27 protein-coding genes are annotated in these 22,212 nt (G+C 67.5%); 15 read left to right on the forward strand and 12 right to left on the reverse strand.

The genetic code is table 11. The features are described from left to right. Positions 1 to 116 precede the first annotated feature (116 nt). The 7 genes from AC0IZS_RS23680 (at position 117) to AC0IZS_RS23710 (ending at position 4,974) form a co-directional block, all read left to right on the forward strand. On the forward strand, positions 117 to 1,937 hold the full coding sequence (locus tag AC0IZS_RS23680; protein ID WP_471637891.1) for a S8 family serine peptidase: 1,821 nt from the start codon (positions 117 to 119) through the stop codon (positions 1,935 to 1,937). A gap of 71 nt (positions 1,938 to 2,008) precedes the next feature. Then, on the forward strand, positions 2,009 to 2,575 hold the full coding sequence (locus AC0IZS_RS23685) for a S8 family serine peptidase (protein ID WP_471637892.1): 567 nt from the start codon (positions 2,009 to 2,011) through the stop codon (positions 2,573 to 2,575). A gap of 97 nt (positions 2,576 to 2,672) precedes the next feature. Beyond that, positions 2,673 to 3,287, forward strand: coding sequence for a hypothetical protein (locus tag AC0IZS_RS23690; protein WP_471637893.1), 615 nt, complete (start codon positions 2,673 to 2,675; stop codon positions 3,285 to 3,287). 19 nt (positions 3,288 to 3,306) lie between these two features. Then, positions 3,307 to 3,828 (forward strand): hypothetical protein, encoded by a 522-nt coding sequence (locus AC0IZS_RS23695; protein ID WP_471637894.1) that lies wholly within the window; start codon positions 3,307 to 3,309, stop codon positions 3,826 to 3,828. 92 nt (positions 3,829 to 3,920) lie between these two features. Further along, positions 3,921 to 4,190, forward strand: a complete 270-nt coding sequence (locus AC0IZS_RS23700; RefSeq protein ID WP_471637895.1) for a hypothetical protein — start codon at positions 3,921 to 3,923, stop codon at positions 4,188 to 4,190. Next, complete coding sequence (locus tag AC0IZS_RS23705) at positions 4,151 to 4,441, forward strand: DUF3658 domain-containing protein (RefSeq protein WP_471637896.1); 291 nt, start codon at positions 4,151 to 4,153, stop codon at positions 4,439 to 4,441. Before AC0IZS_RS23700 ends, AC0IZS_RS23705 begins: the two co-directional genes overlap by 40 nt. Positions 4,442 to 4,500: 59 nt before the next feature. Then, complete coding sequence (locus AC0IZS_RS23710) at positions 4,501 to 4,974, forward strand: hypothetical protein (protein WP_471637897.1); 474 nt, start codon at positions 4,501 to 4,503, stop codon at positions 4,972 to 4,974. 96 nt (positions 4,975 to 5,070) lie between these two features. On the opposite strand, the gene AC0IZS_RS23715 is transcribed toward AC0IZS_RS23710, so the two are convergent. Continuing rightward, on the reverse strand, positions 5,071 to 5,574 hold the full coding sequence (locus AC0IZS_RS23715; protein ID WP_471637898.1) for an EF-hand domain-containing protein: 504 nt from the start codon (positions 5,572 to 5,574) through the stop codon (positions 5,071 to 5,073). 162 nt (positions 5,575 to 5,736) lie between these two features. After that, a complete protein-coding gene (locus AC0IZS_RS23720) occupies positions 5,737 to 6,549 on the reverse strand; it encodes a lectin (protein ID WP_471637899.1) in 813 nt (270 codons plus the stop codon). A gap of 163 nt (positions 6,550 to 6,712) precedes the next feature. On the opposite strand from AC0IZS_RS23720, the gene AC0IZS_RS23725 reads away from it, so the two are divergent. After that, positions 6,713 to 7,084: a hypothetical protein gene (locus AC0IZS_RS23725; RefSeq protein ID WP_471637900.1), complete on the forward strand. Its 372-nt coding sequence runs from the start codon at positions 6,713 to 6,715 to the stop codon at positions 7,082 to 7,084. Between the two features lie 128 nt (positions 7,085 to 7,212). Beyond that, positions 7,213 to 9,243: a DNA/RNA non-specific endonuclease gene (locus AC0IZS_RS23730; protein WP_471637901.1), complete on the forward strand. Its 2,031-nt coding sequence runs from the start codon at positions 7,213 to 7,215 to the stop codon at positions 9,241 to 9,243. Positions 9,244 to 9,444: 201 nt separating this feature from the next. Here AC0IZS_RS23730 and AC0IZS_RS23735 read toward each other — a convergent pair whose 3' ends face one another. Next, complete coding sequence (locus tag AC0IZS_RS23735) at positions 9,445 to 10,047, reverse strand: DUF4291 domain-containing protein (RefSeq protein ID WP_471637902.1); 603 nt, start codon at positions 10,045 to 10,047, stop codon at positions 9,445 to 9,447. After that, the gene (locus tag AC0IZS_RS23740; RefSeq protein WP_471637903.1) at positions 10,044 to 10,634 is read right to left on the reverse strand and encodes an RNA 2'-phosphotransferase; all 591 of its coding nucleotides are present in this window, start codon (positions 10,632 to 10,634) and stop codon (positions 10,044 to 10,046) included. The genes AC0IZS_RS23735 and AC0IZS_RS23740 overlap by 4 nt, the downstream gene beginning before the upstream one ends. A gap of 166 nt (positions 10,635 to 10,800) precedes the next feature. Between AC0IZS_RS23740 and AC0IZS_RS23745 the strand changes: the two genes are divergently transcribed. The 3 genes from AC0IZS_RS23745 to AC0IZS_RS23755 are packed head-to-tail and all read left to right on the forward strand — an operon-like array spanning position 10,801 to position 12,346. Then, entirely contained in the window at positions 10,801 to 11,298 is a 498-nt protein-coding gene (locus AC0IZS_RS23745; RefSeq protein WP_471637904.1) for an O-acetyl-ADP-ribose deacetylase, read from the forward strand. 2 nt (positions 11,299 to 11,300) lie between these two features. Next, positions 11,301 to 11,894, forward strand: a complete 594-nt coding sequence (locus AC0IZS_RS23750) for an NADAR family protein (RefSeq protein WP_471637905.1) — start codon at positions 11,301 to 11,303, stop codon at positions 11,892 to 11,894. Continuing rightward, positions 11,891 to 12,346, forward strand: a complete 456-nt coding sequence (locus tag AC0IZS_RS23755) for a hypothetical protein (protein ID WP_471637906.1) — start codon at positions 11,891 to 11,893, stop codon at positions 12,344 to 12,346. The genes AC0IZS_RS23750 and AC0IZS_RS23755 overlap by 4 nt, the downstream gene beginning before the upstream one ends. Before the next feature lie 28 nt (positions 12,347 to 12,374). On the opposite strand, the gene AC0IZS_RS23760 is transcribed toward AC0IZS_RS23755, so the two are convergent. The 6 genes from AC0IZS_RS23760 to argH form a co-directional block, all read right to left on the reverse strand. Next, on the reverse strand, positions 12,375 to 12,923 hold the full coding sequence (locus tag AC0IZS_RS23760; protein WP_471637907.1) for a hypothetical protein: 549 nt from the start codon (positions 12,921 to 12,923) through the stop codon (positions 12,375 to 12,377). A gap of 65 nt (positions 12,924 to 12,988) precedes the next feature. Next, positions 12,989 to 13,264, reverse strand: a complete 276-nt coding sequence (locus AC0IZS_RS23765) for a porin (protein WP_471637908.1) — start codon at positions 13,262 to 13,264, stop codon at positions 12,989 to 12,991. Continuing rightward, positions 13,210 to 14,061 carry a porin gene (locus AC0IZS_RS23770; RefSeq protein ID WP_471637909.1) on the reverse strand — a complete coding sequence of 284 codons (852 nt, stop codon included), beginning with the start codon at positions 14,059 to 14,061 and terminating at the stop codon, positions 13,210 to 13,212. Before AC0IZS_RS23770 ends, AC0IZS_RS23765 begins: the two co-directional genes overlap by 55 nt. Positions 14,062 to 14,194: 133 nt before the next feature. Continuing rightward, positions 14,195 to 14,704, reverse strand: a complete 510-nt coding sequence (locus AC0IZS_RS23775) for a Bug family tripartite tricarboxylate transporter substrate binding protein (protein ID WP_471637910.1) — start codon at positions 14,702 to 14,704, stop codon at positions 14,195 to 14,197. Then, positions 14,677 to 15,183 carry a Bug family tripartite tricarboxylate transporter substrate binding protein gene (locus AC0IZS_RS23780; protein WP_471637911.1) on the reverse strand — a complete coding sequence of 169 codons (507 nt, stop codon included), beginning with the start codon at positions 15,181 to 15,183 and terminating at the stop codon, positions 14,677 to 14,679. Before AC0IZS_RS23780 ends, AC0IZS_RS23775 begins: the two co-directional genes overlap by 28 nt. Continuing rightward, positions 15,180 to 16,718, reverse strand: a complete 1,539-nt coding sequence (gene argH / locus AC0IZS_RS23785; protein WP_471637912.1) for an argininosuccinate lyase — start codon at positions 16,716 to 16,718, stop codon at positions 15,180 to 15,182. The genes AC0IZS_RS23780 and argH overlap by 4 nt, the downstream gene beginning before the upstream one ends. Before the next feature lie 174 nt (positions 16,719 to 16,892). Between argH and AC0IZS_RS23790 the strand changes: the two genes are divergently transcribed. Further along, on the forward strand, positions 16,893 to 17,792 hold the full coding sequence (locus AC0IZS_RS23790) for a LysR substrate-binding domain-containing protein (protein WP_471637913.1): 900 nt from the start codon (positions 16,893 to 16,895) through the stop codon (positions 17,790 to 17,792). 73 nt (positions 17,793 to 17,865) lie between these two features. Here AC0IZS_RS23790 and AC0IZS_RS23795 read toward each other — a convergent pair whose 3' ends face one another. Continuing rightward, positions 17,866 to 18,642, reverse strand: coding sequence for a phytanoyl-CoA dioxygenase family protein (locus AC0IZS_RS23795; RefSeq protein ID WP_471637914.1), 777 nt, complete (start codon positions 18,640 to 18,642; stop codon positions 17,866 to 17,868). A 118-nt stretch (positions 18,643 to 18,760) separates the two neighbouring features. Here AC0IZS_RS23795 and AC0IZS_RS23800 point away from each other — a divergent pair, with 118 nt between their 5' ends. Together AC0IZS_RS23800 and AC0IZS_RS23805 are read left to right on the forward strand one after the other, a co-directional pair. Further along, on the forward strand, positions 18,761 to 19,279 hold the full coding sequence (locus AC0IZS_RS23800; RefSeq protein WP_471637915.1) for a sigma-70 family RNA polymerase sigma factor: 519 nt from the start codon (positions 18,761 to 18,763) through the stop codon (positions 19,277 to 19,279). A gap of 7 nt (positions 19,280 to 19,286) precedes the next feature. Next, positions 19,287 to 20,270: a FecR domain-containing protein gene (locus AC0IZS_RS23805; RefSeq protein ID WP_471637916.1), complete on the forward strand. Its 984-nt coding sequence runs from the start codon at positions 19,287 to 19,289 to the stop codon at positions 20,268 to 20,270. An 872-nt stretch (positions 20,271 to 21,142) separates the two neighbouring features. On the opposite strand, the gene AC0IZS_RS23810 is transcribed toward AC0IZS_RS23805, so the two are convergent. Then, entirely contained in the window at positions 21,143 to 22,174 is a 1,032-nt protein-coding gene (locus AC0IZS_RS23810) for a Bug family tripartite tricarboxylate transporter substrate binding protein (protein ID WP_471637917.1), read from the reverse strand. Between the last annotated feature and the right edge of the window lie 38 nt (positions 22,175 to 22,212).

Below are 22,212 nucleotides of genomic sequence, written 5' to 3' on the forward strand. Positions count from 1 at the left end.
TTCACTGGCGCAAAGCAAAAGCGGTTTTGATAATCGCAAGGCGGCAACGGAAGCCGGGTCCTGCGAGGGACTTGCTCGGTGTTGCCTGGGATCCAAAACCAACAGGGGTGTCTTTCATGCGTCGTCCACGATCTTCCCTCCGCAGGCCTGCGCGCCTGGCGCTCGCCACCGTCTTGCTGGCCGCCTGCGGGCTGGCCAGCGCGGCCACCACCTGGTCGCCCGACCGCCCGAGCGAGGTGCGCATCGGCAGCCTGGTGGTGGGCGACAACAAGTACGACAACGTCGTCATCACCGTGGGCAGCGTGCTGGGCTTCAGCGCCACGGGGCCCAACCGCAGCTATGACAGCTTCAACCCGGCCAACGGGCAGCTCACCATCGCCACGCTGACGGTGGGCAGCCAGTCGTTCTACGACGTGGTGGTGACGGTGGGCGGGCTGGTCAGCGTGGGCGGGGGCGGCGCGCTGCCGGCCCTGGTGCCCAACGACCCGCTGTTCAGCCGCCAATGGCACCTCAAGAACACCGGCCAGAGCGGCGCGGGCGGCCCGGCCGCCCTGGCGGGCGAAGACCTCAACATCGGCAAGGCCTGGCAGCTGGCCACCGGCACGGGTGTGCAGATTGCGGTGATCGACGACGGCCTGGACATCTTCCACGAAGACCTGCGCGTGGTGGCCGGCAAGAGCTGGGACTACCGCACCAATGCCTATGGCGACCCGTCGTCGTCCACCAGCTCGCACGGCACCAGCTGCGGCGGCCTGGCGGCGGCCATCGGCGACAACAACCTGGGCGTGACGGGCGTGGCCTTCAACGCGCGCCTGGTGGGCTACAACCTGCTGTCGGCCACCACGGGCGCCTTCGGCGCCGATGCCGTTACCAAGGACCTGGCCAGCAACCACATCTACACCAACAGCTACGGCGCCACCGACAGCAATGGCCTGCTGGCCCCTGCCGACGAGCTGTGGCGCGACGCCATCCGCACCGGCATCACTGCGGGCCGGGGCGGCAAGGGCGCCATCTACACCTGGGCCGCAGGCAACGGTGCGCCCGAGGACCGCTCGGACTACGACGGCCAGGCCAACTTCCAGGGCGTGCTGGCCATTGGCGCGCTCAACGACCAGGGCCAGCGCTCCTCCTACTCCGAGCCCGGCTCCAACCTGCTGGTCACGGCCTATGGCGGCGAGTTCTGCAGCACCCAGACGACCACCACCACCGATGTGTCGGGCGCGGGCGGCTACAACGACGGCAACAAGCCGCAGGACATCACCGGCAGCCCCAACTACACGCGCTGCATGAACGGCACCTCGGCGGCCACGCCGCAAGCGGCCGGCGTGGCCGCGCTGCTGCTGGAGACCAACCCCGCGCTCGGCTGGCGCGACGTGCGCGCCATCCTCGCCCGCACCGCGCGCAAGACCGACCCCGCCAACGCCGGCTGGGTCACCAACGGCGGCGGCCTGCACGTGAACCACGAGTACGGCTACGGTGCCATCGACGCGCTGGCCGCCGTGCGCGCCGCCGCAGGCTGGGCCCTGCTGCCCGCACAGAAAACCGCCACCCAGGCCGCCACGCTGGGCAGCCCCCTGGCCATTGCCGACAACGGCGCTGCCGCCACCAGCAGCCTCACCCTGCAGGGCAGCGGCATCGGCAAGCTCGAGTTCGTGGACTTGAACCTCACCTCCAGCCACACCAACGTGGGCGACCTGGAGATCACGCTCACCAGCCCTGCCGGCACGCGCAGCACGGTATCGGTGGTGCGCGAGTGCAAGGACACGGCGGCCAACGCCGTCACCTGCGGCGCTGCACTGGAAGGGGGCTTCACCTTCGGCATCGCACGCCTGATGGGCGAGGCCGCCGACGGCAACTGGACCCTGTCCGTGCGCGACGGCAGGACGGGCGAGACCGGCAGCCTCTCGGCCTGGAGCATCAGGGCCTATGGCTATTGAGGGCCGCGCCCCATGCCCTGCCGCACCCCATCCCATTTCATTCCACCGAATACCTGCCGAGGCCTCGCACCATGAAGCACCCCACGTTCTCCCTTCTGCGCCTTGCCGCACTGGCCCTGGCCGCCAGCGCGGTGGCCACCGGCGCCCTGGCCGCTACCACGGCCCACTACTTTGATGGCGACACCCAGCGCACCATCACGCTCGACACCAGCCTGGTCGCCATCATCACGCCCCCACCCGAAGCGGGCAGCAGCTCCCAGGCGCGCAGCGTGGGCGAGGCCGCCAGCCCAGCACCCCTGGTGCAACTGCAGCCCGCCAACCAGAGCGTGGCCAAGGGCGCTGCCGGCACGCACACCTCGCCCGTGTACCGCGAGGGCAACTCCCCCGCAGGCCGGCTGATGGCGCTGCCCGGCGGCGTGGTCGTGAAGTTCAACCCCGACTGGAGCGACGCCCAGGTGCGCGCCTGGGCCCAGGCCAAGGGCCTGACGGTTACCCAGCGCCTGGGCACCACGGGCAACTGGTACCTGATCGCCACGGCCCCCGGCAGCGCCGCGCTGGAGCTGGCCAACAGCCTCAAGGCGGGCGGCGAGGTGCTGGCCGCCATGCCCAACTGGTGGAAGCAAACTGCAGCACGTTGAACTGTCCGCCAGGGCCAGCCACGCCTCTTGCAAGGGGCGTGGCTGTGCCATGGTGCGCGCGGCCCTGCTGCCCGCGCCACGGATGCACGCACTACCCATGTCCCACGTCCTTGAGCGCCCGTTTTTCAACCTGTTCGTGGTCCAGGCACCGCTGGCGACGTTGATCGACCAGTTCGCCGGCCTGCCGCCCCTGGTGGCTGCGCGCGCTGAAACGGTGGCGCTGGCTTTTCCCGATCAACCCTACAGCGCCGCCCCTGGTGCCTTGCCGCTGCTGCTGTGGTCACCTGCGTGCAGCCCGGAGCTCACGGCAGTCATGCCTCACGTCAGTTCGGGTGATTACTTCGTTCTGGAGTACGCATGCAAGCGATTCGGGCACGACGGTGCGGCCGTGCGCAGCAGCAATGCGTCGGACGCAGAGCCCATCAACGAATTCATCACCTACACCGGCAACCGCATGCAGCGCGCCGTGCGCGCGATGAAGGACTCGCCGCGCTGTGATTTTTATCAGCACGGCGACCCCTTGCCCTTCGAGTCGGTGCATGCCTACACCGCCCGCCGCGTGCGCGACCGTCTGCAACGCGAAGCCGTGCTGCGCTACCTGGAGGCCTGGGGCGCGCCGGTGCGGGATGCGGGGTTCTGGCGGAGCGCGCAGCAGGCCATCACCTTGGTGCGGGGCGCTTTTCCCGTGCAAGCGCCTGCCGACTCCCGTTGAAGGAAGGACCGATCAAACCATGGATACGCCGGCCAGATTCGTCGCCACCCTTGCCGACCGGTGCTACGGACGCCTGGTACTGCCCCTGTTGCTGGGCCTGATGGCTGCCGTGGCGCTCACCCAGTGGGTCGCCTGGTTCACGGGCGGCATGGGCATCTGGCTGGTGCTGGGTGCCGCCGGCATCGGCATCCTGTGGCACGCCGATGCCGTGGCCACTGCCGCAGGCAAGCCCGCGACCGTGAGCACCCCTGTCGGAACACCAGCGGACTTCGCCTGGCAGGGCGAGCCCTTGAACATCTCCCGCCCCATCGCCGCGCTCGGACTGTGCCTGCTCGGCTTAGTCTGGGGTGGGCTGATCGGCTGGTGGGCCGGTGCACTCTGGGTCGGCGCCGCCGCAGTCGCCGTGGCGCCGCTTCCTATCGCCTTTCTCTGGGCGCTGGGCAACGGCCGGCCCATGCCCTGGGGCTACACGGCGTTTGCGGCCTGCGCGTTGCTTTCAGGGGTGGGGGTGCTGTGGGGGCTGGTGCACGCGATGGGGTGAGCCATTGGGCACTTCCGAATGGATCGCTCGGCCGAACTACACTGGAAAGGTGCCCTGCGGGGTTAAACAACTCAAGCGGAACTGGACGACGCATGAAGCAGGAACAGGCAGCAGCGCTGTACGAGATCTATGAGCGCGCTTTGGCCGTGCTGTATGAAGCGGAGCCTGTGATCCAGGCGCTGCCTGACGACGATGAGCGGCTTTCTGCTTTTCGCAGCTATGGCCAGGTCATCGTCAAGGTTCTTCCTCCCTGCGCGCTCCCCTGGTGCTGGAGTACCCGGCGCTGGATACGAGCAGCCCGACAGAAGACGAGCCCGACACTTTGCTCGATCCAGAGGAGCAGGAGCTCGTTGACCGCCTGACGCCAGATCAGATACAGCGCATTGATGCGCAATTGCTGGCCGACTGTGTAGCTGGGAGGTGGCGCAAGTCTGCGCGCATTGTCGGCACAGCCTGGCTGGCACTCTCCAAGGAACTTCCCGATGTACCCGTTGGCTACTACGCCCTGCGCGTGATTGCGCTTGTGGAGGCGGGCAGTCTCGAAGCGCAAGGGAACCTGCACTACATGCGTTTCAGCGAGGTTCACCTGCACAGCAGAGCAGAAAGTTTCTGATGCTGCCTGCCGCGCAATCTCGGCTGCCATTCCCCACACGCGTAGCCCGGTGAAACCCCATGAATGAACTGCTCGACCCTCTCCTGGACATGCTTGCCGCGCCTCGCGTGCTGGTGTCGCTGGTGGCCGGGATCGTGGCGGCTGTCCTTCTGGCCGCCCATGTGCCCTGGTTCAGCGGTGGCATGGGCCTGGCGATGGTGATTCTGTCGCCGGTGGCGGGGATGGCATGGGAGGCCCGGGCGGAGCAGGCCGCCCAGAGGCGGGCGGCACGGGGCCAGCGCGCTTCCAAGGTGTTCCTGGCGCTGCTGCTGTGCGCCGCGGGCCTGGCGTGGATGTTCATGGGGCGCCCGCTGGTCGAATCTTTCGGGGGGCGCCTCGCCGTGCTGGCTTGCGCCCCGTTTGCCGTGGGCGGCCTGTATGCCCTGGTGTTCTGGCGCCCCGTGCCGATTCGCCCCCTGCTGTTCGCTACGGCTTCGCTGTGGTCCGGCGCGGGCGCCCTCTGGTTGCTGCTGGCCGCGCAGGGGTACTTGTGAGCGGTGCGGCTAGCGCGTGCCTGGCGGGCAAAACAAGAGGAACAACAGAAAACGGGGCCGCGAAGCCCCGTCGTTCATTCTGAAGGGTGTCTTCGCTCAGGGCTTGGCAGCCCGCCGCTTCTTCTCAAACGCCACGCACTCCTGCACCGACAGCAGGTCGTTGTTGTCCGCATCGGCCGCGTCGAAGTAGGCCATGCGTGCCTCCACCACTTCCTTGAACGACAGCTTGCCGTCGCCATCCTTGTCGGTGGCGGCCAGGCGCTTGATGCGGCCCTTGCCCATGCGCGGCACCTGGGCCAGCTCGGCCAGAACGACATGGCCGCTGGCATCGGGCCCCAGGCTGTGCCAGCTCTGCACGATGTCCTGGTGGAACTCGTCGAGCGACACGTTGCCATCGTGGTCCAGGTCGGCTGCCGTGCAGATGGCCTGCAGGCGCTCGCCAGGGGAGCGGCCCGAGCCCTTCTTGTGGGCGTGGGGCGCTGCTGTGGCGGGCTTGGCGGCAGCGGGTGCCTCGGCAGTCTGGGCGGTGGCTGCCGTTGCAAAGGTCAGGCTGCAAGCGGCTGCGCAAAGCAGGAGAATGGCTCGGTTCAATATTGTCATGAGGTAGTCCTCTTGGCTGTTTCTGCTGGGATCGTGAATGTGCCGTTTTGGAGTGGCTGAAAAAACTCAGCGAAGCGGTTCTGGCTAGGCGCTGTGTCGCAGGCAGTACGAGTAGTACGACAAGACACAGCAACAACGCCAGAAGAGTTTTTTAAGACGCTCCTACCACCACCAGCGTTGGCTGGGGCTGCGGTTGCATTGCCACACCATGGCCGGCTGCCCTTGGCGAATCTGGCCGTCCACCACGTCCAGGCACTTGCCCGACAACTGGCTCACGATCTGTCCGCCGCGCGTCGTCCAGCTCTGGCTGGGGGCGCCCGAGCACGACCACAGCACCACCCGGGCGCCGTCGCGCGGGTCGCCGCGCTCCACGTCCAGGCAGAAGTCGCGCACGCGGATCTCGCCACCACGGCCTACGCGAAAGCGCTGCGAATCCGTGCCGTTGCAGGCAAACACCTGCAGCGCGTTGCCGGGCCGAAAGTTGCCCTTGCTCACGTCCAGGCACAGGTTGCCGTTGACGCGGATCTCGCCGCCCCGGCCGCCGCCACCACCGTTGCCGTAGTCCGGGTAGTCGGGCCTGCGGTCGTTGTCATGCTTGTTGTGGTTGGCCAGCAGCGCAATGCCCGCAATCGCGGCCACGGCCGCAACGGCTGCACCTGCGTTGTTGGAGTTGTTGTTGTTATTGCCCTGGGCGTAGCTGCGCGTGACCTTGAAGCGCCCGCCACAGCCGCCATTGGTCCACAGCTCGCGGTTGGTGAGGTCGTAGCCCCAGGTGCGGTTGAAGCGGCAGGCGCCCTGGGTCTGCTCGGCCAGGTCCACCTGGGTCACGTCGTCCGCCAGGCGGGCCGAGGTGTAGCCGCCGTTGGAGCGCAGGTCCACGAACTGCTCCTGCGCCTGCGCGGCCTGGGTGGCCAGCATCAGCGGCACGCAAAGCAGCCAGGCGTGCCGCAGACGGATCACGGGTTGTGTGTTCATAGGTTTCTTTCCTCCTTGTTGCATTGGGTTACTGCAATCGTGCCGGTGCAGCCAGGGCGCGCCAGCATCTCTTCGTCGGCATTATGTGGGCTTGGCGTGTCGCCGGGGCGCTTGGTTGGCACCCGCGTGGTAACTATCATCGTGTCCTTATGAGATATCACCCATGCTCGCTGTTGCTGCGGCCCTGATCTGGCTGACCGGCCTGGCCCATTCCATCCTGGGCGAGCGCTACATCCTCATGCGCCTGCTGCGGCGCGAGGACAGCCTGCCCAAGGTGCTGGGCAGCACGGCCTTCACGGCCGGCACGCTGCGCTTTGCCTGGCACCTGACCACGGTGGCCTGGTGGGCCCTGGCGTACCTGGTGTTTGCGCTGGGCCATGGCCCGGTGGGGAGGGACGAGCTGCTGCTGGTCATCGGCATCACCGCCCTGGTGTCTGCCGTCTTTCCGCTGGTTTTCACGCGCGGCAGGCATCTGTCGTGGGTGGTGTTCTTGCTGGTCGGCGGGCTGGTGCTGGCGGCGCGCGGGCCTTTCTGAGACCCAGGGCCGGATGGATGCCGGGCCCGTAGCTGGCTGAAAACGGCGCTGCCAACGTCGGGCCTGCCATTTTTTGTGATGCCGTTGTCATACAGAGGTGTTAAAAAATCGCACCGATAGGAGGGCGTATGGGCATCCAACTCGCAGATCTCGAAGCCGCGGCACGGCGATTCCAGAGCTTCCAGCAGGCGCAGGTTGCTGCGCCCATCGAGCAGGTGGTGCAGGAGCGCCTGAAGCTCGGTGTGACCAATGCCCACAAGTTCACCTCCAAGTCCGAGCGCCTGGGGGTGCTGGCGAATGCCGCTTTCAAGGCGCGGCTGGCCGAACCCCCGGTTCCCGATGCGCCCCCGGCCGAGCTGCCCCCTTTGCTGGCAGCCGATATCGCAGGCCAGGAGATCGCGTTTGGCGACAACGATCTGCGCCCCATCCGCTACCTGCACATCGCCTTGCTCGCAGCGCGTGCGGTGGGCAAGATCACCGTGCGTGGAGTGATCGACGAGGAGGGCGATGCCACGGGCTTCCTGGTGGCGCCCGGGCTGCTGTTGACGAATTGGCATGTACTCAAGTCGGTGGACTACGCCGTGGCATCCTTTGTGTCGTTCGACTACGAGGACGGGCTGGACGGCAAGCCCCGCACCCCCAAGCTGTTCGATCTGAATCCTGCGGAGCTTTTTCTGGCGGACAAGGACCTGGACTATGCGTTCGTGGCCGTGGCGCCAGCCACCGGGCAAGGCGAAGCCTTGAGCGACTTCGGCTACCTGCGGCTTTTTGAGGAGACGGGAAAGGTCGACCCCAACAGGCGCCAGGCGGCCAACATCCTCCAGCACCCGCTGGGCCAGGGCAAGAAGATCGTCATCCGCGACAACTATTTCATGGAGCCCCCCAAGGACCGCATCGCAGGCAGCGCCGACCAGAACTCGCTGTACTACGGCTCGGACACCTTGCGCGGCTCGTCGGGATCACCTGTCTGCACCGATGAATGGTTCGTGGTCGCCCTGCACCGGGGAGGGGTGCCCAGGGTCGACCTGGTGAATGGCAAGCCCACCGTCATGCGCCGCGACAACACACCCGCGCGCCAGGGAGACTCCAGGGCGGCCATTGCCTATGAGACGAACGAGGGCACGCGCATCAGCCGCATCTTTGCGTCGCTCAAGGAAAAGGTGGCCGCCCAGGGCGCCGATGCCGCGCATGCGCAGGCCATTCTGTCCCGGGTCCGCGCCGTGGCCAGGGACCCGCTGGCCGGGCCGGTGCAGATGGCCACCGCGGTGCTGGGCATTCCCCAGCCGCTGTCCGACGCGTCGGGCGGCACCGAGGAAAAGCTGGTTCGCCGATCTCTGGCCTTCTTTGACGGAGCCGCTGGCTACGACCCCCATTTCCTGGGCGCAGGCATCGAGGTCCCGCTGGCACACATGTCCTACGAGGTGGGCCGCGCCACCGCGACCCTGATCGACAGCGACGAGCGCGAGCTGAAGTACCGCAACTACAGCGTCTTCATGCACGCGCGGCGCCGCACCGCCATCTTCGCCGCAGCCAACGTGGACGGAAAGCTGCTGTGGAAGAACGTGATGGACGGGAAGATGCCCAAGCGACCGGCCTGGACCTTCGACCCGCGGATGGACGACAAGTACCAGCCCGACGATGCGATCTTCAGCAACGCCATGCAGCGTGGCCACCTCTTCAAGCGGGAGGACGCTGTGCAGGGCGAGGACGAAGACCAACTCGACCAGGCGGACAAGCATTCCTTCGTCATCACCAACGCCACGCCTATGATCGGCAACTTCAACAACGTGGAATGGGGCGACCTGGAAGACCTGATCTCGGACCACCTGCAGGCGGGCCACAGGGTGTCGTACTTTGCCGGCCCCATCTTCGATGTGGAGGACAAGTTCTTCAACGAGCTCAAGGCCGGCGTACCCCCGGCCCAGCGCCGCAAAGGCATGCGCGTGCCCACGCGCTTCTGGAAGGTGGTGGGCTGGGTGGAGCGCGGCCAGCTAAGGGCTGCAGGCTTCATCCTGGACCAGTCCGACGAGATTCGCGAGCACGGCCCGATCACCGAGGAGATCGACTTCGGAAACTACCAGCAGACTCCCATCGCCACCATCGAAGAGCGCACGGGGCTGTTGTTTGCGGTGCTGGCGGCAGCCGATACCTACCGTTAGAGGTAAGCTTCCTTTGCGCAGTGTACCGATGGGGCTGCAGTGAAGGGCATTGGTGGAGCTGCCTCATCGTGGCGAGGCGGCAATGAGGGCAGTGAATGCACCGGAGATCTCTCCGAGCCCCGCAGCAACGCGGCGAAGGGCCGTTCTTGCAGGTTGACCGCCAGGCCAGCGAATGTGTCTGAGCGAGATCGAGGCGTGTGTCTACGCCGGCGCATAGACCCGCTCTACTGGCATGCGCATCTCACTTTCCCGCGCCAGGGCCAATGGCCGCTGTGCATGCACGAAGGGAGTCATGTCGATCACTTCAAGCAATTCGTGGGTGGCAAACGCCTTGAGCGGCTGCCCGCGCAGGCCCAGTTGCACGGCCCTGCGTTGCAGGGGCGCACCCAGCGGGTCGTGGTCAGGGTCCCATTGCAGGCGCACGTCCGATGCTTCGACTGCGGCCTTCCAGGCCTCACGGCTGGGGTGCCGGGTCGAATGCCAGGTCGATGCCACCGCGCTGGCCACTATTTGATCGAAGAATGAGCGGCGGATGCGCAGGCCCAGCACCATCTCCTGCCCGGGCTTGGTGGCCCAGCCGCAGCGGTACATCATCCAGAGAAAATTGGGTTTGATCCAACTCATGCGGTTGAAGCTGTAGGTAGGACCACCAAAGCGGCCATGCTGCAGGGCATACAGCGCCGTCTCGGGCCGGTACGCCTGGTAGACCACGATGCTCTCGTCGTCGAAGTGTGCCAGGATGTGCTCGCCCGAGGCAGGCCAGAGGGCGTTCTGAGCGCTGTGCAATTCGGTAGACAGCTTCATGCCTTGTCCTTGCGCTGTTGCTCCTGGGGCTCCAGCCGCGTGAGGTACTGGGTGCCCACCTGGTCCGTCAGCCACACGCCGTTGTCGGAGCGGTAGAACACATGCCCTTCGTGCTGCATGCGAACGGCATCCACCACCAGCACCACGGGCAGGCCATGCCGTGTGCCTACGGACACAGCGACGTCCCGCTTTTCCGTCAGGTGTACATGGTGGCGCGAGCCGCGCAGCAGACCCTGTTCCAGGATGGACTTCAGGAACCGTGACGCCGTGCCGTGGTAGAGCTGCGGCGGCGGCACCTCTGGCACCAGGCCCAGGTCCACCTGCACCGAATGCCCCTGGTTGGCGCGGATGTGCAGCCCATCGTCGCTGAAGGCAAAGCGCTGCTTGTCGTTGCTGGCCACCACCTCGCGCAGCAGGGCAGGGCTGATGCGCTTGCCGGCACGCTCGCAGCCGGCCAATAGCTCGGCCACCGGCACCCAACCACCTTCGCCCAGGGTGAGGCCAATGCGAGCGGGCTCGTGGCGAAGCACAAGGCTCATGAACTTGCTGATGGTGGTGATGCGCTTGCTGTTGTTTTCGTTGTGCATGGATGATTCCTTCTTCTTTTTCTTGTGGATGTTCTTGTTGTCATCGTTCGGGGCCGAGTTGCTCGCCCCCGCCACAGTTGCACCCATATTGACTTAGTGCTTCTGTGCAACTATCATAAGTTCCACAGATAAACTAAGTCAACGATTTTTTGAGGAAGACAACAGCATGGCAACCTTCACCGCCGTCCAGGGCGACATCACCCGGCTCCAGGCGGACGCCATCGTCAATGCCGCCAACACATCGCTGCTGGGCGGTGGCGGGGTGGACGGCGCCATCCATCGTGCTGCTGGCCCCGAGTTGTTGCAGGCCTGCCGTCCACTCAACGGCTGCCGCACAGGCCAGGCCAAGATGACGCCGGGCTTTCGCCTGCCTGCTGCCCATGTGATCCATACCGTTGGCCCTGTGTGGCATGGCGGCGGCAGGGGCGAGGCGGATCTGCTCGCTTCGTGCTACCGCGAGTGCATCGCCCTGGCCCTGCAGCATGGCATGCGCTCCATCGCGTTCCCCTGCATCAGTACCGGGGTCTACAACTATCCCGCACAGGCGGCGGCGCAGATCGCGGTGGATACCTGCAGGGCGGCGGTAGGAGATGCGGGGCTGGAGGTCACGTTCTGCTGCTTTTCTGCCGGGGATCTGGCGATTTACGAGGCATTGCTGCGCTGACCATGAATGACAAATACAACTCCATCACCACCATGCGACCCGAAAACCATACCGAACAGCTCATCGCACAGATCGCTCAGGGGCTGGAGCCACAGTACCTGTTCTTCTGGGGCCACCAGCCCCGCAAGGATGGGGCCATCAGCAAGACCTGCTTCAGCCAGTGGTTTGACGCGCCGTTTGTGCTTGGCGGCATCCACTACGCCACCGCCGAGCACTACATGATGGCCGAGAAGGCGCGCCTGTTCGATGACGAGGCCACCCTGGCCAAAATCCTCGCAGCGCCGACCCCCGCGCACGCCAAGAAGCTGGGCCGTGAGGTCGCGGGCTTCGACAACGCGCGCTGGGAGGCGCGCGGCTTCGACGCCGTGGTCGAAGGCAACGTTGCCAAGTTCACCCAGAACCCGGCGATGGGCGAATTCCTGCTCAACACCGGCAACCGCGTGCTGGTCGAGGCCAGCCCGGTGGACAAGGTCTGGGGCATCGGTCTGGCCGGCGACGACCCGCGCGCCCTGCAGCCCGCGCAGTGGCAGGGTGCGAACCTGCTGGGCTTTGCGCTGATGCGTGCGCGGGAGGCGATCCGCGAAGCAAGGCCATGACTGGCACCGAGTACAAACGCGGCATCTATAGCGCCTTCAAGCGCGCAGGCTTTGCCAAGCAGCGCTATGCCCTGTTTGCGCCGGGCGATGGCGCGACAGTACTGGCCAACGCAGAGAAAGGCTTTGGCGACCAGTGGTTCATCAATGCCGGCTTCTGCCTGAACCGTCTGGATCCCACACCGGTGGAGCGGGTGGAAAGGGCACACATATACTTTCGCCTGGAGCGGTTGTTCCCCGCGCATGGTGAACTCATTCTGACCGCAAGCGCGCTCAACGACCTGGGACAGCCTGCGGCCTACCCATTGCTGCTGGACATGCTGGCCACTGAGATCGGTGCAGGTCTGCGCGCCCTGGGGACTGAGCAGTCCATCATCGAGGCCTACCGCTTGGGGCGCCTAAGCCAGGGGATGGTGCTGGGTATCGCCCGAGCGTTCATTGACGCATCGGCCTGACCTGTGTCGGTGTGGAATGGGGGACTTGTCAGAGCCTCCTTGCACCCACCTGCGAACACCCGCCTCCGTGTACGGTCGCCTCCCCTTCGAACCTGGCGGTAGGCCCCCATGCCCCGGCCATTGCCGATTCCCCCATCAAGCCCTGCCATGTCCACCGGATGCGCACCGGGGCTTGCTGTGCCGCCTGCGCCAGTTCGGGGAAGGCGCGCGACAGCGAGATCGCTCCTTCGGCAGTGCCGGAGGGCATCACCCTGACCGCGCTGGAAGCTGCCGATGGCCCGGCCGCCGTTGGCCCTTGCAGCGGCTGTGCATTCGCGCCCTGGCGTTCCGCCGTGATGCGCAGGCTGCGAGAGGAGGGCGTCCACGGCGCCGTATCGGCCGACACCCAGACCGTGCGTTCACTGCGGTTGCGCAGCCCGAACACCAGGTCGATGCCGGCCGTGCCGGCCACGCAGCGGGTTTGCAGCTCCAGAATGTCTGCGGGCATATCGGCGGCGAAGGCGCTGCTTGCGGGAAGGGCCAGCGCAGCGATTGCGAGCAGGCGCCTTGCCTTGGGTGGAATCGTGGAGCGTGCCATGGTCTGGTGCGGAATGCGGTGGTGTCGCATTGTGCCGCTGTCGGTGCGAGGCGAACAGCATGTACTCAGAACGTGTGCCGCACCCCCAGGTCCACGCCCGACGATGCCTGGTTGGCCGCCGTGGTGGCGCCATTGAGCGCGGTGGTGGCCCCGCCGCTGTTGCGCACACGGGCATAGGTCGCGTACAGCGCCGTCCGCTTGGAGAGGCTGTGTACGTAGCCGAGCGACAGCTTTTTCGTCTGCGGCGTGCCGCTGGCCGTGGTCTGGTACTGGGACCACTGCGCCTTCACCTCCCCCGTGCCCACGCGGTACACGCCGCCCACCTGTACGCCGCGGCCCACCAGGCCCGCCAGCGTTTCCACCTGGTCGCGGTAATAGCCCCCATGGCCGTGAAGGGGCCGGCGTCGTAGCGTGCGCCCAGGTTGCTGGAGGTGATGTCCCCGGTGGTCGCAGTGCGCGCATACCGGGTGCGCGCATGCGCGGCCGACAGGTTCAGCGGCCCCGCACGGTAGCCCAGGCGCACGCCGCTGCCGGTGCCGTCGTCCGCGGTGGCGCCGGCGTTGCCCGGGTTCTCGCCCCGGTAGTGCTGCAGCTCGCCGTACAAGCCCCCCAGGCCTGGGGGCAGGAAGTATATGATGGCGTTGGACACCCGCGAGGACACTGGCCCGCCGAGCGATCCCACATTGGTCTGCGACGAACCCACGCCGTTGTTGCCGAACGGGTCGAATTCGAAACGGTTGTAGTACTGCACGGCATAGTCGCGCCCCAGGCGGACTTCGCCCCAGGTGCCCGCCAGGCTCACGGTGGAGCGGCGCCCGAACACCAGGCCCGCGCCGCCGCTGGTGCCCGCCGCCTGGTTGCTGGTGTTGGTGGTGCCGAAGGTGCCGCTGTCCAGCGTCAGCCCGGCCTCCAGCCAGAAACCGGCCGACAGCCCGCCGCCCAGGTCTTCCGTGCCACGCACGCCGATGCGTGAAGAGGAGTTGCCGCCCGAGCCCAGTTGCGTGCGGTTGGCGGTGCTGCCCGCGCCGTACTGCAGGGCCGCATCGGCAATGCCGAACAGGGTGACGGAGGATTGGGCTGCCGCCAGGCTGCAAGTGGCCAGCAGTGCCAGCGGGGTGAGTGCGTGTTTCTTCTTCATGGTGGTCTCTGGGTGGTGGCAAAAAAAGCTGCCGCAGGGCTGCGCCCGCCGGACCTCCTTGCGAAAGCCCGGCGTGGGTGGCGCTGCGCGCCGTGCGGATTGCGGGGAACGGGAGGGGGTGAGGACCGTGGGATCAGTCCAGGGTGACGTTGGCCTTGCGGATCACCTCGGCCCAGCGCTGCGTCTCGAAGCGGACCAGGGCTGCATACTCGTCACTGGTACCGGGCCGGGGCACGGCGCCCTGCACGGCCAGCAGGGCGGCCGTCGCCTTGTCCCGGGCGATGCGGTTGATCTCGGCCGATAGCTTGTCCACGATGGCCCGTGGGGTGGCGGCCGGGGCGAGCACCCCCGACCAGGAATCCACCACGAAATCGGGCACGCCCGCTTCGGCCATGGTGGGCACCCCGGGCAGCGAGGGCGAGCGCTCCGCCCCGGCGATGGCCAGCGCCCGGAGCTTGCCACCCTGGATGTGTGGCAGCACCGTGGGCAGGTTCACGAACATCAGGTCGATCTGTCCGCCCAGCAGGTCGTTGTTGGCCGGGCCGGCGCCCTTGTAGGGCACATGTTCGAACGCGACCTGGGTCCTGAGCTCGAACATCTCGCCGAGCAGGTGGTTCACGCCCCCCGTGCCGGAGGAGCCCATGAAGAACGCTTGCCCGATTGGGCCTGCGCGATCAATTCCTTGACGCTGCGCGCCGGCATCTTGTTGGACACCACCAGCACATTGGGCACCGTGGCAAACAAGGCCACCTGCGTGAAGGCCTTGTGGGCGTCGTACGGCAGGCGCTTGTAGAGCAGCGGGTGGAACGACTGGTGCGACGAAGCCGCCAGCAGCAGGGTGTGGCCATCGGGCGGCGCCTTGGCCACGAAGTCTGCCCCCAGGGTGCCGCCCGCGCCCGGCTTGTTCTCCACGATGACCTGCTGGCCCAGCGTGCGCGACAGCCGTTCGGCCAGGATGCGCGCCACAATGTCCACCGTGCCGCCCGAGGCGAAGGGCACGACGAGCCGCACCGGACGCTCCGGGTAGGTGGCGGCTGCGGCGCTGCTGGCATGGCAGGCACCGGAAATGGCTGCAGAGATGGCGGCGCAGGCGATCAGCGCCTTGGCAAGGTTCTTCATCATGGTGTGGCCCCGTGGGGGTTGGCAACAGTGTGCGCCGAAACGCCCGCGAGCACCGCGACGTCGTGCGCCAGTCGGCGGCGCACCGTGGCCAGGCGCTCGCGCACCGCGCCAGCCTCGGCCACGATGGCATCGAGGTGGCGCGACTGCGCCGCCGCGGCCTGGGCCACCTCCGCTGCTGCGGGGCCGCCGTTGCGCCGTGCGTGGACGCTCTCGATGGGGTCCAGGTACTTGCGCAGCTTGTCTTCGCTCCAGCCCAGCGCAACCCCGATCACATCGACGGCGGCACGGTCCAGCATGGCGGGCGTGAGTTCGTCGGCACGCTGGCCCGCATCCAGTGCGATGCGCACCAGGCCGCCCACCACGTGGTGGGCGTCGCGGAACGACAGGCCACCTTCCGCCACCAGCCCATCGGCCAGGTCGGTCGCCACCGAAAAGTCCGAGCGCACCCGTTCGAGCATGGTGCGGGTGCGCGGCTCCACGCTGTCGATGACCAGCCCGAACAGCGCGAGCGAGCGCAGCGTCTCTTCGGTGCATTCCCAGAAGCTGCGCATGCTCTCGCGGCTGCTGTCGCCGGCGTGGCTGAAGTTCGTGCCCTTCACCGCCACCAGAGAGGCCGTGAGCAGGCCGATGATGTGGCTGCTCTTGCCGCGCAGGTACTCCAGCACCACCGGATTCTTCTTCTGCGGCATGATGCTCGAGGTGCTGGCCACGCGGTCGGGAAAGGCCACCAGGCCGAACTCGGGCGTGGACCAGATGTGCAGGTCCTGTGCCACGCGGCCCCAGGTCAGCGCGACGATGGCCATGGCGGACATGGCCTCCCACGCAAAGTCCCGCGATGCCACGGCGTCGAGCGTGTTGGGCAGCACCGCACCAAAGCCCAGCGCTGCGGCCGTCATCTCGCGGTCGATGGGAAAGCGCGTGCCTGCCAGTGCGCCGGCCCCCAGGGGCGAGGCGTCGATGCGTTCCAGCGCGCCCTGCAAACGCTCCATGTCGCGCCCCAGCGCCTGTGCCACGCCGCTGAGGTAAAAGCCGAAGGTGATGGGCTGCGCCGGCTGCAGGTGGGTGTAGCCAGGCATCACGGCGTCCGCGCATTCAACGGCCCGGCGCAGCGCGCTGCGGCGCACGCGGCCCAGAGCCTCGATCACGTCCAGCACCACGGCACGGGCCCGCATGCGGTCCATCGTCACCGCCAGGTCGTTGCGGCTGCGCGCGGTGTGCAGCCGCCCGCCCACGTCGCGGCCGGTGATCTCCATGAGCCGGGCCTCGTAGTTGAAGTAGGGGTCTTCCTTGGCGGGGTCGAGCTCCACCGCCGCGGGGCCCGCATCCTCCATCTGCAGCAACCCCCGGGCCAGCGCACTGGCCACCTCGGGTGCAATGATGCCGGTCTTGTGCAGCATCAGCAGGTGCGCCTGGTTCACCTCGCCGAGGCTGGGGAACACGCGCTCGAAGTCGCGTGCAAGGCGCGGGCCATAGATGTGCTCGCAGATTTCGGGGGCAAGCGGCTCCTTGAGCCGGCGGCTGATTTTTGATTCCATACATCCGTCCTGGTTGGGGTGGACGAAGTATCAAAAGCCACGCCGATGCTGGCAAATGACAGTTTTTCCCCTGCGCATACCAAATTGATATGCCACCCGCAATGCGCCACGGGCGCGTTGCCGGGCCGCCGTGCACGGCGTATGCTGCGCGGCGCACCCACCTCCACCATTGCCATGAACTTCAAGCAGCTCGAAACCTTCCGTGCCGTCATGCTCACAGGCTCCATGACCGTGGCGGCGCAGCAGCTGCACACCTCGCAGCCCAATGTGAGCCGCATCATCGGCAAGCTGGAGGCCGAGGCGGGCTTCGAGCTGTTCGACAGAACGCCCGGGCGGGTCGTCCCGACCAAGGCGGCGGAGGCGCTTTTCAAGGACGTGGAGCGCGCCTTCATCGGCCTCGACAGCGTGTCCGAATCCGCGCGGGCGATCCGCGACCTGGGCGCCGGCACCTTGCGCGTGGCGGCGGCGGCATCGATATCGATGAGCGTGCTGCCGCTGGCCATCCGCCTGTTCAGCGAGCGCTACCCGCGCGTGCGCATCGTCGTGGCCACCAGCGAGTCGTCGATCATCGCCAACTGGATCGCTACGCAGAACTGCGATGTGGGCTTTGTCAGCTACGTACCCGACAAGCCGGGCGTGAAGGCCTCGGTCATCCACACCGAGAGCGCGGTCTGCGTCATGCCATCGGGCCACCGGCTGGCGCGCAAGCGCTTCGTGCAGCCGCAGGATTTGAACGCAGAGCGCTTCATCTCACTGCCCAGCGGCAGCGCCTCGCGCCGCGCCGGGGACGCGGCCTTCGTGGACGACGGCCGCACCATGGTGCTGGAGACCTCGCACGCGGCCACCATCTGCCGCATGGCCAGCGAGGGCCTGGGCGTGGGGTTGGTCAACCCCATCGTCGTGCGCACCATGCGCCTGCCCGGTGTGGTGGCGGTCGCCTTCCGGCCGGACATCCCGTTTCGCAGCTACATGCTGCGCCCCCAGCTCGCTGCGCGCGACACGCACGCCGGCCATTTCGCGTCGTGCATGCGCTCGTCTTTCCAGGCCACGGCAACGACCAGCCGCCGGGGCTGATGCTTGGGGGCGGCCCCGTGAACTCCTGGAAAGCCCCTTGCTCGATGGCGGCAGGCTGCAAGGCGCTGCCTTGTCAGGCCGCTTGAATGGACCCAGCCATTTGCACTGCCCACCCCGTCACCGTCTCCCGCTCCCCCACCAGCTCCATCCCCGCCATACCCACCTGCACGATGACATTGCGCCGGGGCAGGGCGCTGGTATTGGCCGGCCCGCCGTGGATCACCTTGGGGTGGATCAACACCAGATCCCCCGGCGCGCACTCGGCCGCCACACCGTGGTGTGCGGCATACCGGTGCTTCGCTCCACCGCGCTTTTCCGCAATGGCGTACCCATCATCCACCCGATGGCTGCCCGGCAAAAACCGCGTGGCGCCGCCACCCTCGGCCATGCCGTCCAGGCAGACCATCACGCGCAGAAAGCGTGAATCCGTGCCGCTCAGGTAGCTGTTCGGAAAATCCCTGTGCCAGCCGATGGCACGGCCAAAGCGCGGGTGCTTGGTGGTGGCGTTCATGAAGTGCGCGACCAGCTCCGTGCTGTCCAGGGCTTGTGAGCATGCATCGACCAGCACCGGCAATTGCAGCAGGGCGCCGAACTGTGGCGCATGGCGGCACAGGTCGCCCAGGATGAAGATCGCATCGTCCACTGCGGTGGCAGGGATGCCGTTGCGCCCTGCATCGGGCAGGTCCTTCTCGTACACCAGATCGCGTGCCTGCTCTGCGGCGCTGCATTGGCGGGCCGCCGCCTCGCCGCTGGCCAGCCATGCGCCCATGGCGGCGAGCAGGTGGGCGGGCACGGCATCGGTCACCACGCCGTAGCCGGCGGATTCATAGCGTTGCAGATCGAAGGGCATGCAGAGTGTGTTGCGGGCATATCCCTTTGCAGGCAAGGGCGTCGAGGTCATGGATTGAGAATTGTTCTCAATTATAATTTCTGCGACAACCCAACCCTTCTTCGCCCATCCCTGCCGCATGAGCACCGCTGACCCCGGCTTGATTCACCACCACCACGACCCGCACACGCTGTACAGCCACCACCACGGCTGGCTGCGCGCTTGGCTGCAGCGGCGGCTGGGCTGCAGGGACGAGGCGGCTGACCTGGCGCAGGACACCTTTGTGCGCTTGCTGCTGCGCCCCCAGGCACTGCAGGGCCTGCGCGAGCCGCGCGCGTATCTGACCACCATCGCCAAGGGCCTGGTGTCCGACCTGTGGCGCCGCCGTGCGCTGGAGCAGGCCTATGTGGACGCGCTGGCCCTGATGCCCGAGCCGCTGGCCGCGTCGCCCGAAGAGCGTGCGCTGGTGCTCGAAGCCCTGCACGAGATCGACGCCATGCTCGACGGCCTGGCGCCCAAGGCGCGGCAGGCGTTTTTGCTGTCGCAGCTGGAGGGCCTGGGCTATGCTGAGATCGCACTGCAACTGCAGGTGAGCGAGCGCACCGTCAAGCGCTATATGGCCCAGGGCTTTGAATGCTGCCTGCTGGCCATGGAATGAGTGAGCCATGGGCCGCCGCACCTCCGCCAACCCTGACGACATCCCCAGCCGCGCCGCCCTGCGCGAGGCTGCACAGTGGCTGGTTCGCCTGAACTCTGGCGAGGCCCGGGTCGACGACTGGCGGGCCCTGGCCGTGTGGCGCGCGCAGCATGCCGCCAACGAACAGGCCTGGCTACGCGCCGAACGCCTGTCGCGCACCTTTGGCGCCGTGCCCGCGGGCCTGGGCCTGCCGGTGCTGGCCCGCGCCGAGCGCACGGCCGCCACCAACCGCCGCGCCGCGCTGCGCGTGCTGGCCCTGGTGGGTACCACGGCTCCCGCCGCCTGGCTGGGCTGGCGCCACATGCCCTGGCAGCAGTGGACGGCCGAGCACCGCACCGCCACGGGCGAGCGGCGCAGCGTGACGCTGGCCGATGGCTCGCAGGTGCTGCTCAACACCGCCAGCGCGCTCGACGTGGCCTTTGGTGCGAACGAGCGCCTGCTGCGCCTGCGTGCCGGCGAGGTGCTGGTCACCACCGCCGCAGATGCCGCCGCACGCAGCTTTCGTGTGGAGACGCCCGGCGGCTGGCTGCGCGCCCTGGGCACCCGCTTTGCCGTGCGCCTGCTCGATGAGGGCACCGTGCACCTGGCCGTGGCCGAAGGCGCGGTAGAGGTCACCCCGCGCCACGGCGCGCCACAGCGGGTCATCCAGGCGGGCGAGCAATGTCGCTTCACCGCCAGCGGTGTGCAGGCGCCCACCGCGTTGGGCGAACAGGCCCTGGCCTGGGCGCAGGGGGCGCTGTATGCCGATGGCATGCGCCTGGACGACTTCGCGGCCGAGCTTTCGCGCTACCGCCCGGGCATCGTGCGCTGCGATCCGGCTGTGGGGGCGCTGCGCATCTCGGGGGCGTTTCAGCTGCAGGACACGGAGTACATCCTGGCCATGTTGCGTGAGACGTTGCCGGTGCAGGTGGTTACGCGCACCAGGTACTGGGTGACGCTGGTGCCGGTCTGATGCTTTGATGCCATGCCATGCCATGCTGGGCGAGGCGGCGGGAGTGATGGTGATGGTTGCTTCGGCTCTTTTGCTGAGGGCGGAGGCCGGGATGTGCGCCCGGCGGCGCAGTAACTTTCTCTTGCGTCGCCAAGAGAAAGTCACCAAAGAGAAGGCGACCCCCAGTCTGCGTCCCCCATCGCCCGGTGGACGATGGGGGCAACCTGCGATGCTCGGGCCTGGGGTGGCGTCGCGGAACTCGCTGCGTTCTTCGAACTCCGCTCAAACATCCGCGACGAGCTAGACCACGAAGTGCGTGTGTCCTGCGGCACACGCACCCACCCCAGCCCCTGCGCTTCTCGGCGCAGCCAGCAGGGGTGGGGAGCGGGGTCCGAACGGCTGCTGCTGCGCAGCTGCGCCTGGGGTCGGGTCGCGCTGCGCGCTGCCGACGGTTGGGCATGAAGGCCCTGCCCAGGCCGAGCGCAGCGAAGGCACACCGGGCCGAGCGAAGCAATGGCCCGAGTGGAGCCCTCTCCCACCCCCTTCTGACCGTGCCGAGAAGCGCAGGGCCTGGGGTGAGCGCGTGCCGAAGGACACGCGCCTCGTTGTCTGGCTCGCCGAAGCTGTTTGACCGGAGCTGCCTCGCAGAGGCAGCGCAGGGAGTTCTTCGGCGTCACCCCAGGACCGAGCATCGCAGGCTGCCCCACTCGCCCAACGGGCGAGTGGGGACACGGGCAGCGGGGTCGCCTTCTCTTTGGTGACTTTCTCTTGGCGACGCAAGAGAAAGTTACTGCGCCGCCGGGCGCACACCCCGGCCCCCGCCCTCAACCAAAGCACACAGCCACCATCGACGACAAGCGACTGCGGCACCATCTACCAAGCCCACCCCGAAATCAATCGTTGGCCCTGAACCCCGTAGCCTTCACCAGCCCCGCCCACCGCGCCGTTTCCGCAGCGATCGTGCGGGCGAATGCATCACCGTGCTCGGCGGGCACATCAAACCCCTGCGCATCGAGTTTGCTGCGGTAGTCCGGCGCCGACTGCGCCTTCACAGTCGCGGCCTCGATGGCGTCCAGCACCGGCTTGGGCACGGCGCTGGCGGCCAGCAGGCCGAACCAGATGGTGGTGTTCAGGTCCTTGTAGCCCAGCTCGGCCAGCGTGGGCACCTGGGGCAGGTGGCGCGAGCGCTCGGGGCTGGTCACGGCCAGCGCGTTGAGCTTGCCGGCCTGCACCTGGGGCAACGCGGTCTGCATCTGCGCAAAGCCCAGCGGCACCTGGCCGCCCACCAGGTCCACCACCTGCGGGGCCGAGCCCTTGTACGGAATGTGCGCCATGTCGGTCTTGAAACGCTCGTTCATCTGAAAGCCCAGAAAGTGCGAGGGCGTTCCCGGGCTGTACGAGCCGTACGACACCTTGCCCGGGTTGGCCGCCGTCCACTTCACCAGGTCGGCAAAGCTGCGCGCCGGCACCGAGGGGTGGGCCACCAGCACCAGCGGCGCCTCCACGCCCTTGGCGATGGGGCGAAAGTCCGCCGGCTTCCAGCGCAGGCTGGTGTAGGCACTGGGGTTGATCGTCACCATGGCCTGCGTGCCGATCCACAGCGTGTGCCCGTCGGGCGCGGCCTTCTGCACGTATTCGGCGCTGATGTTGCCGTTGGCGCCGGGCTTGTAGTCCACGATGAAGGTGCCGCCCGTCACCTTGCCCAGCTCGTGGGCCAGCGCGCGTGCATAGGCGTCGATGGCGCCGCCGGGCGGCGTGCCCACGACCAGGGTCACGGGGCGGCTGGGCCAGGCGGTTTTGGCCGTGTCCTGCGCATGGGCGGGCGCAGCCAGTTGCAAGGCAAGCAGCGACGCTGCTGCCAGGGCAGCAGGGCGCAGTGCACTGTGCCGGGTGCCACGCTGCAGGCATGGATGGGTGAGGGTCATGGTCTTGTCTCCTTGGGTATTGTTCTGAGGGCTGTCTC

Source organism: Acidovorax sp. AC410 (assembly GCF_979253235.1).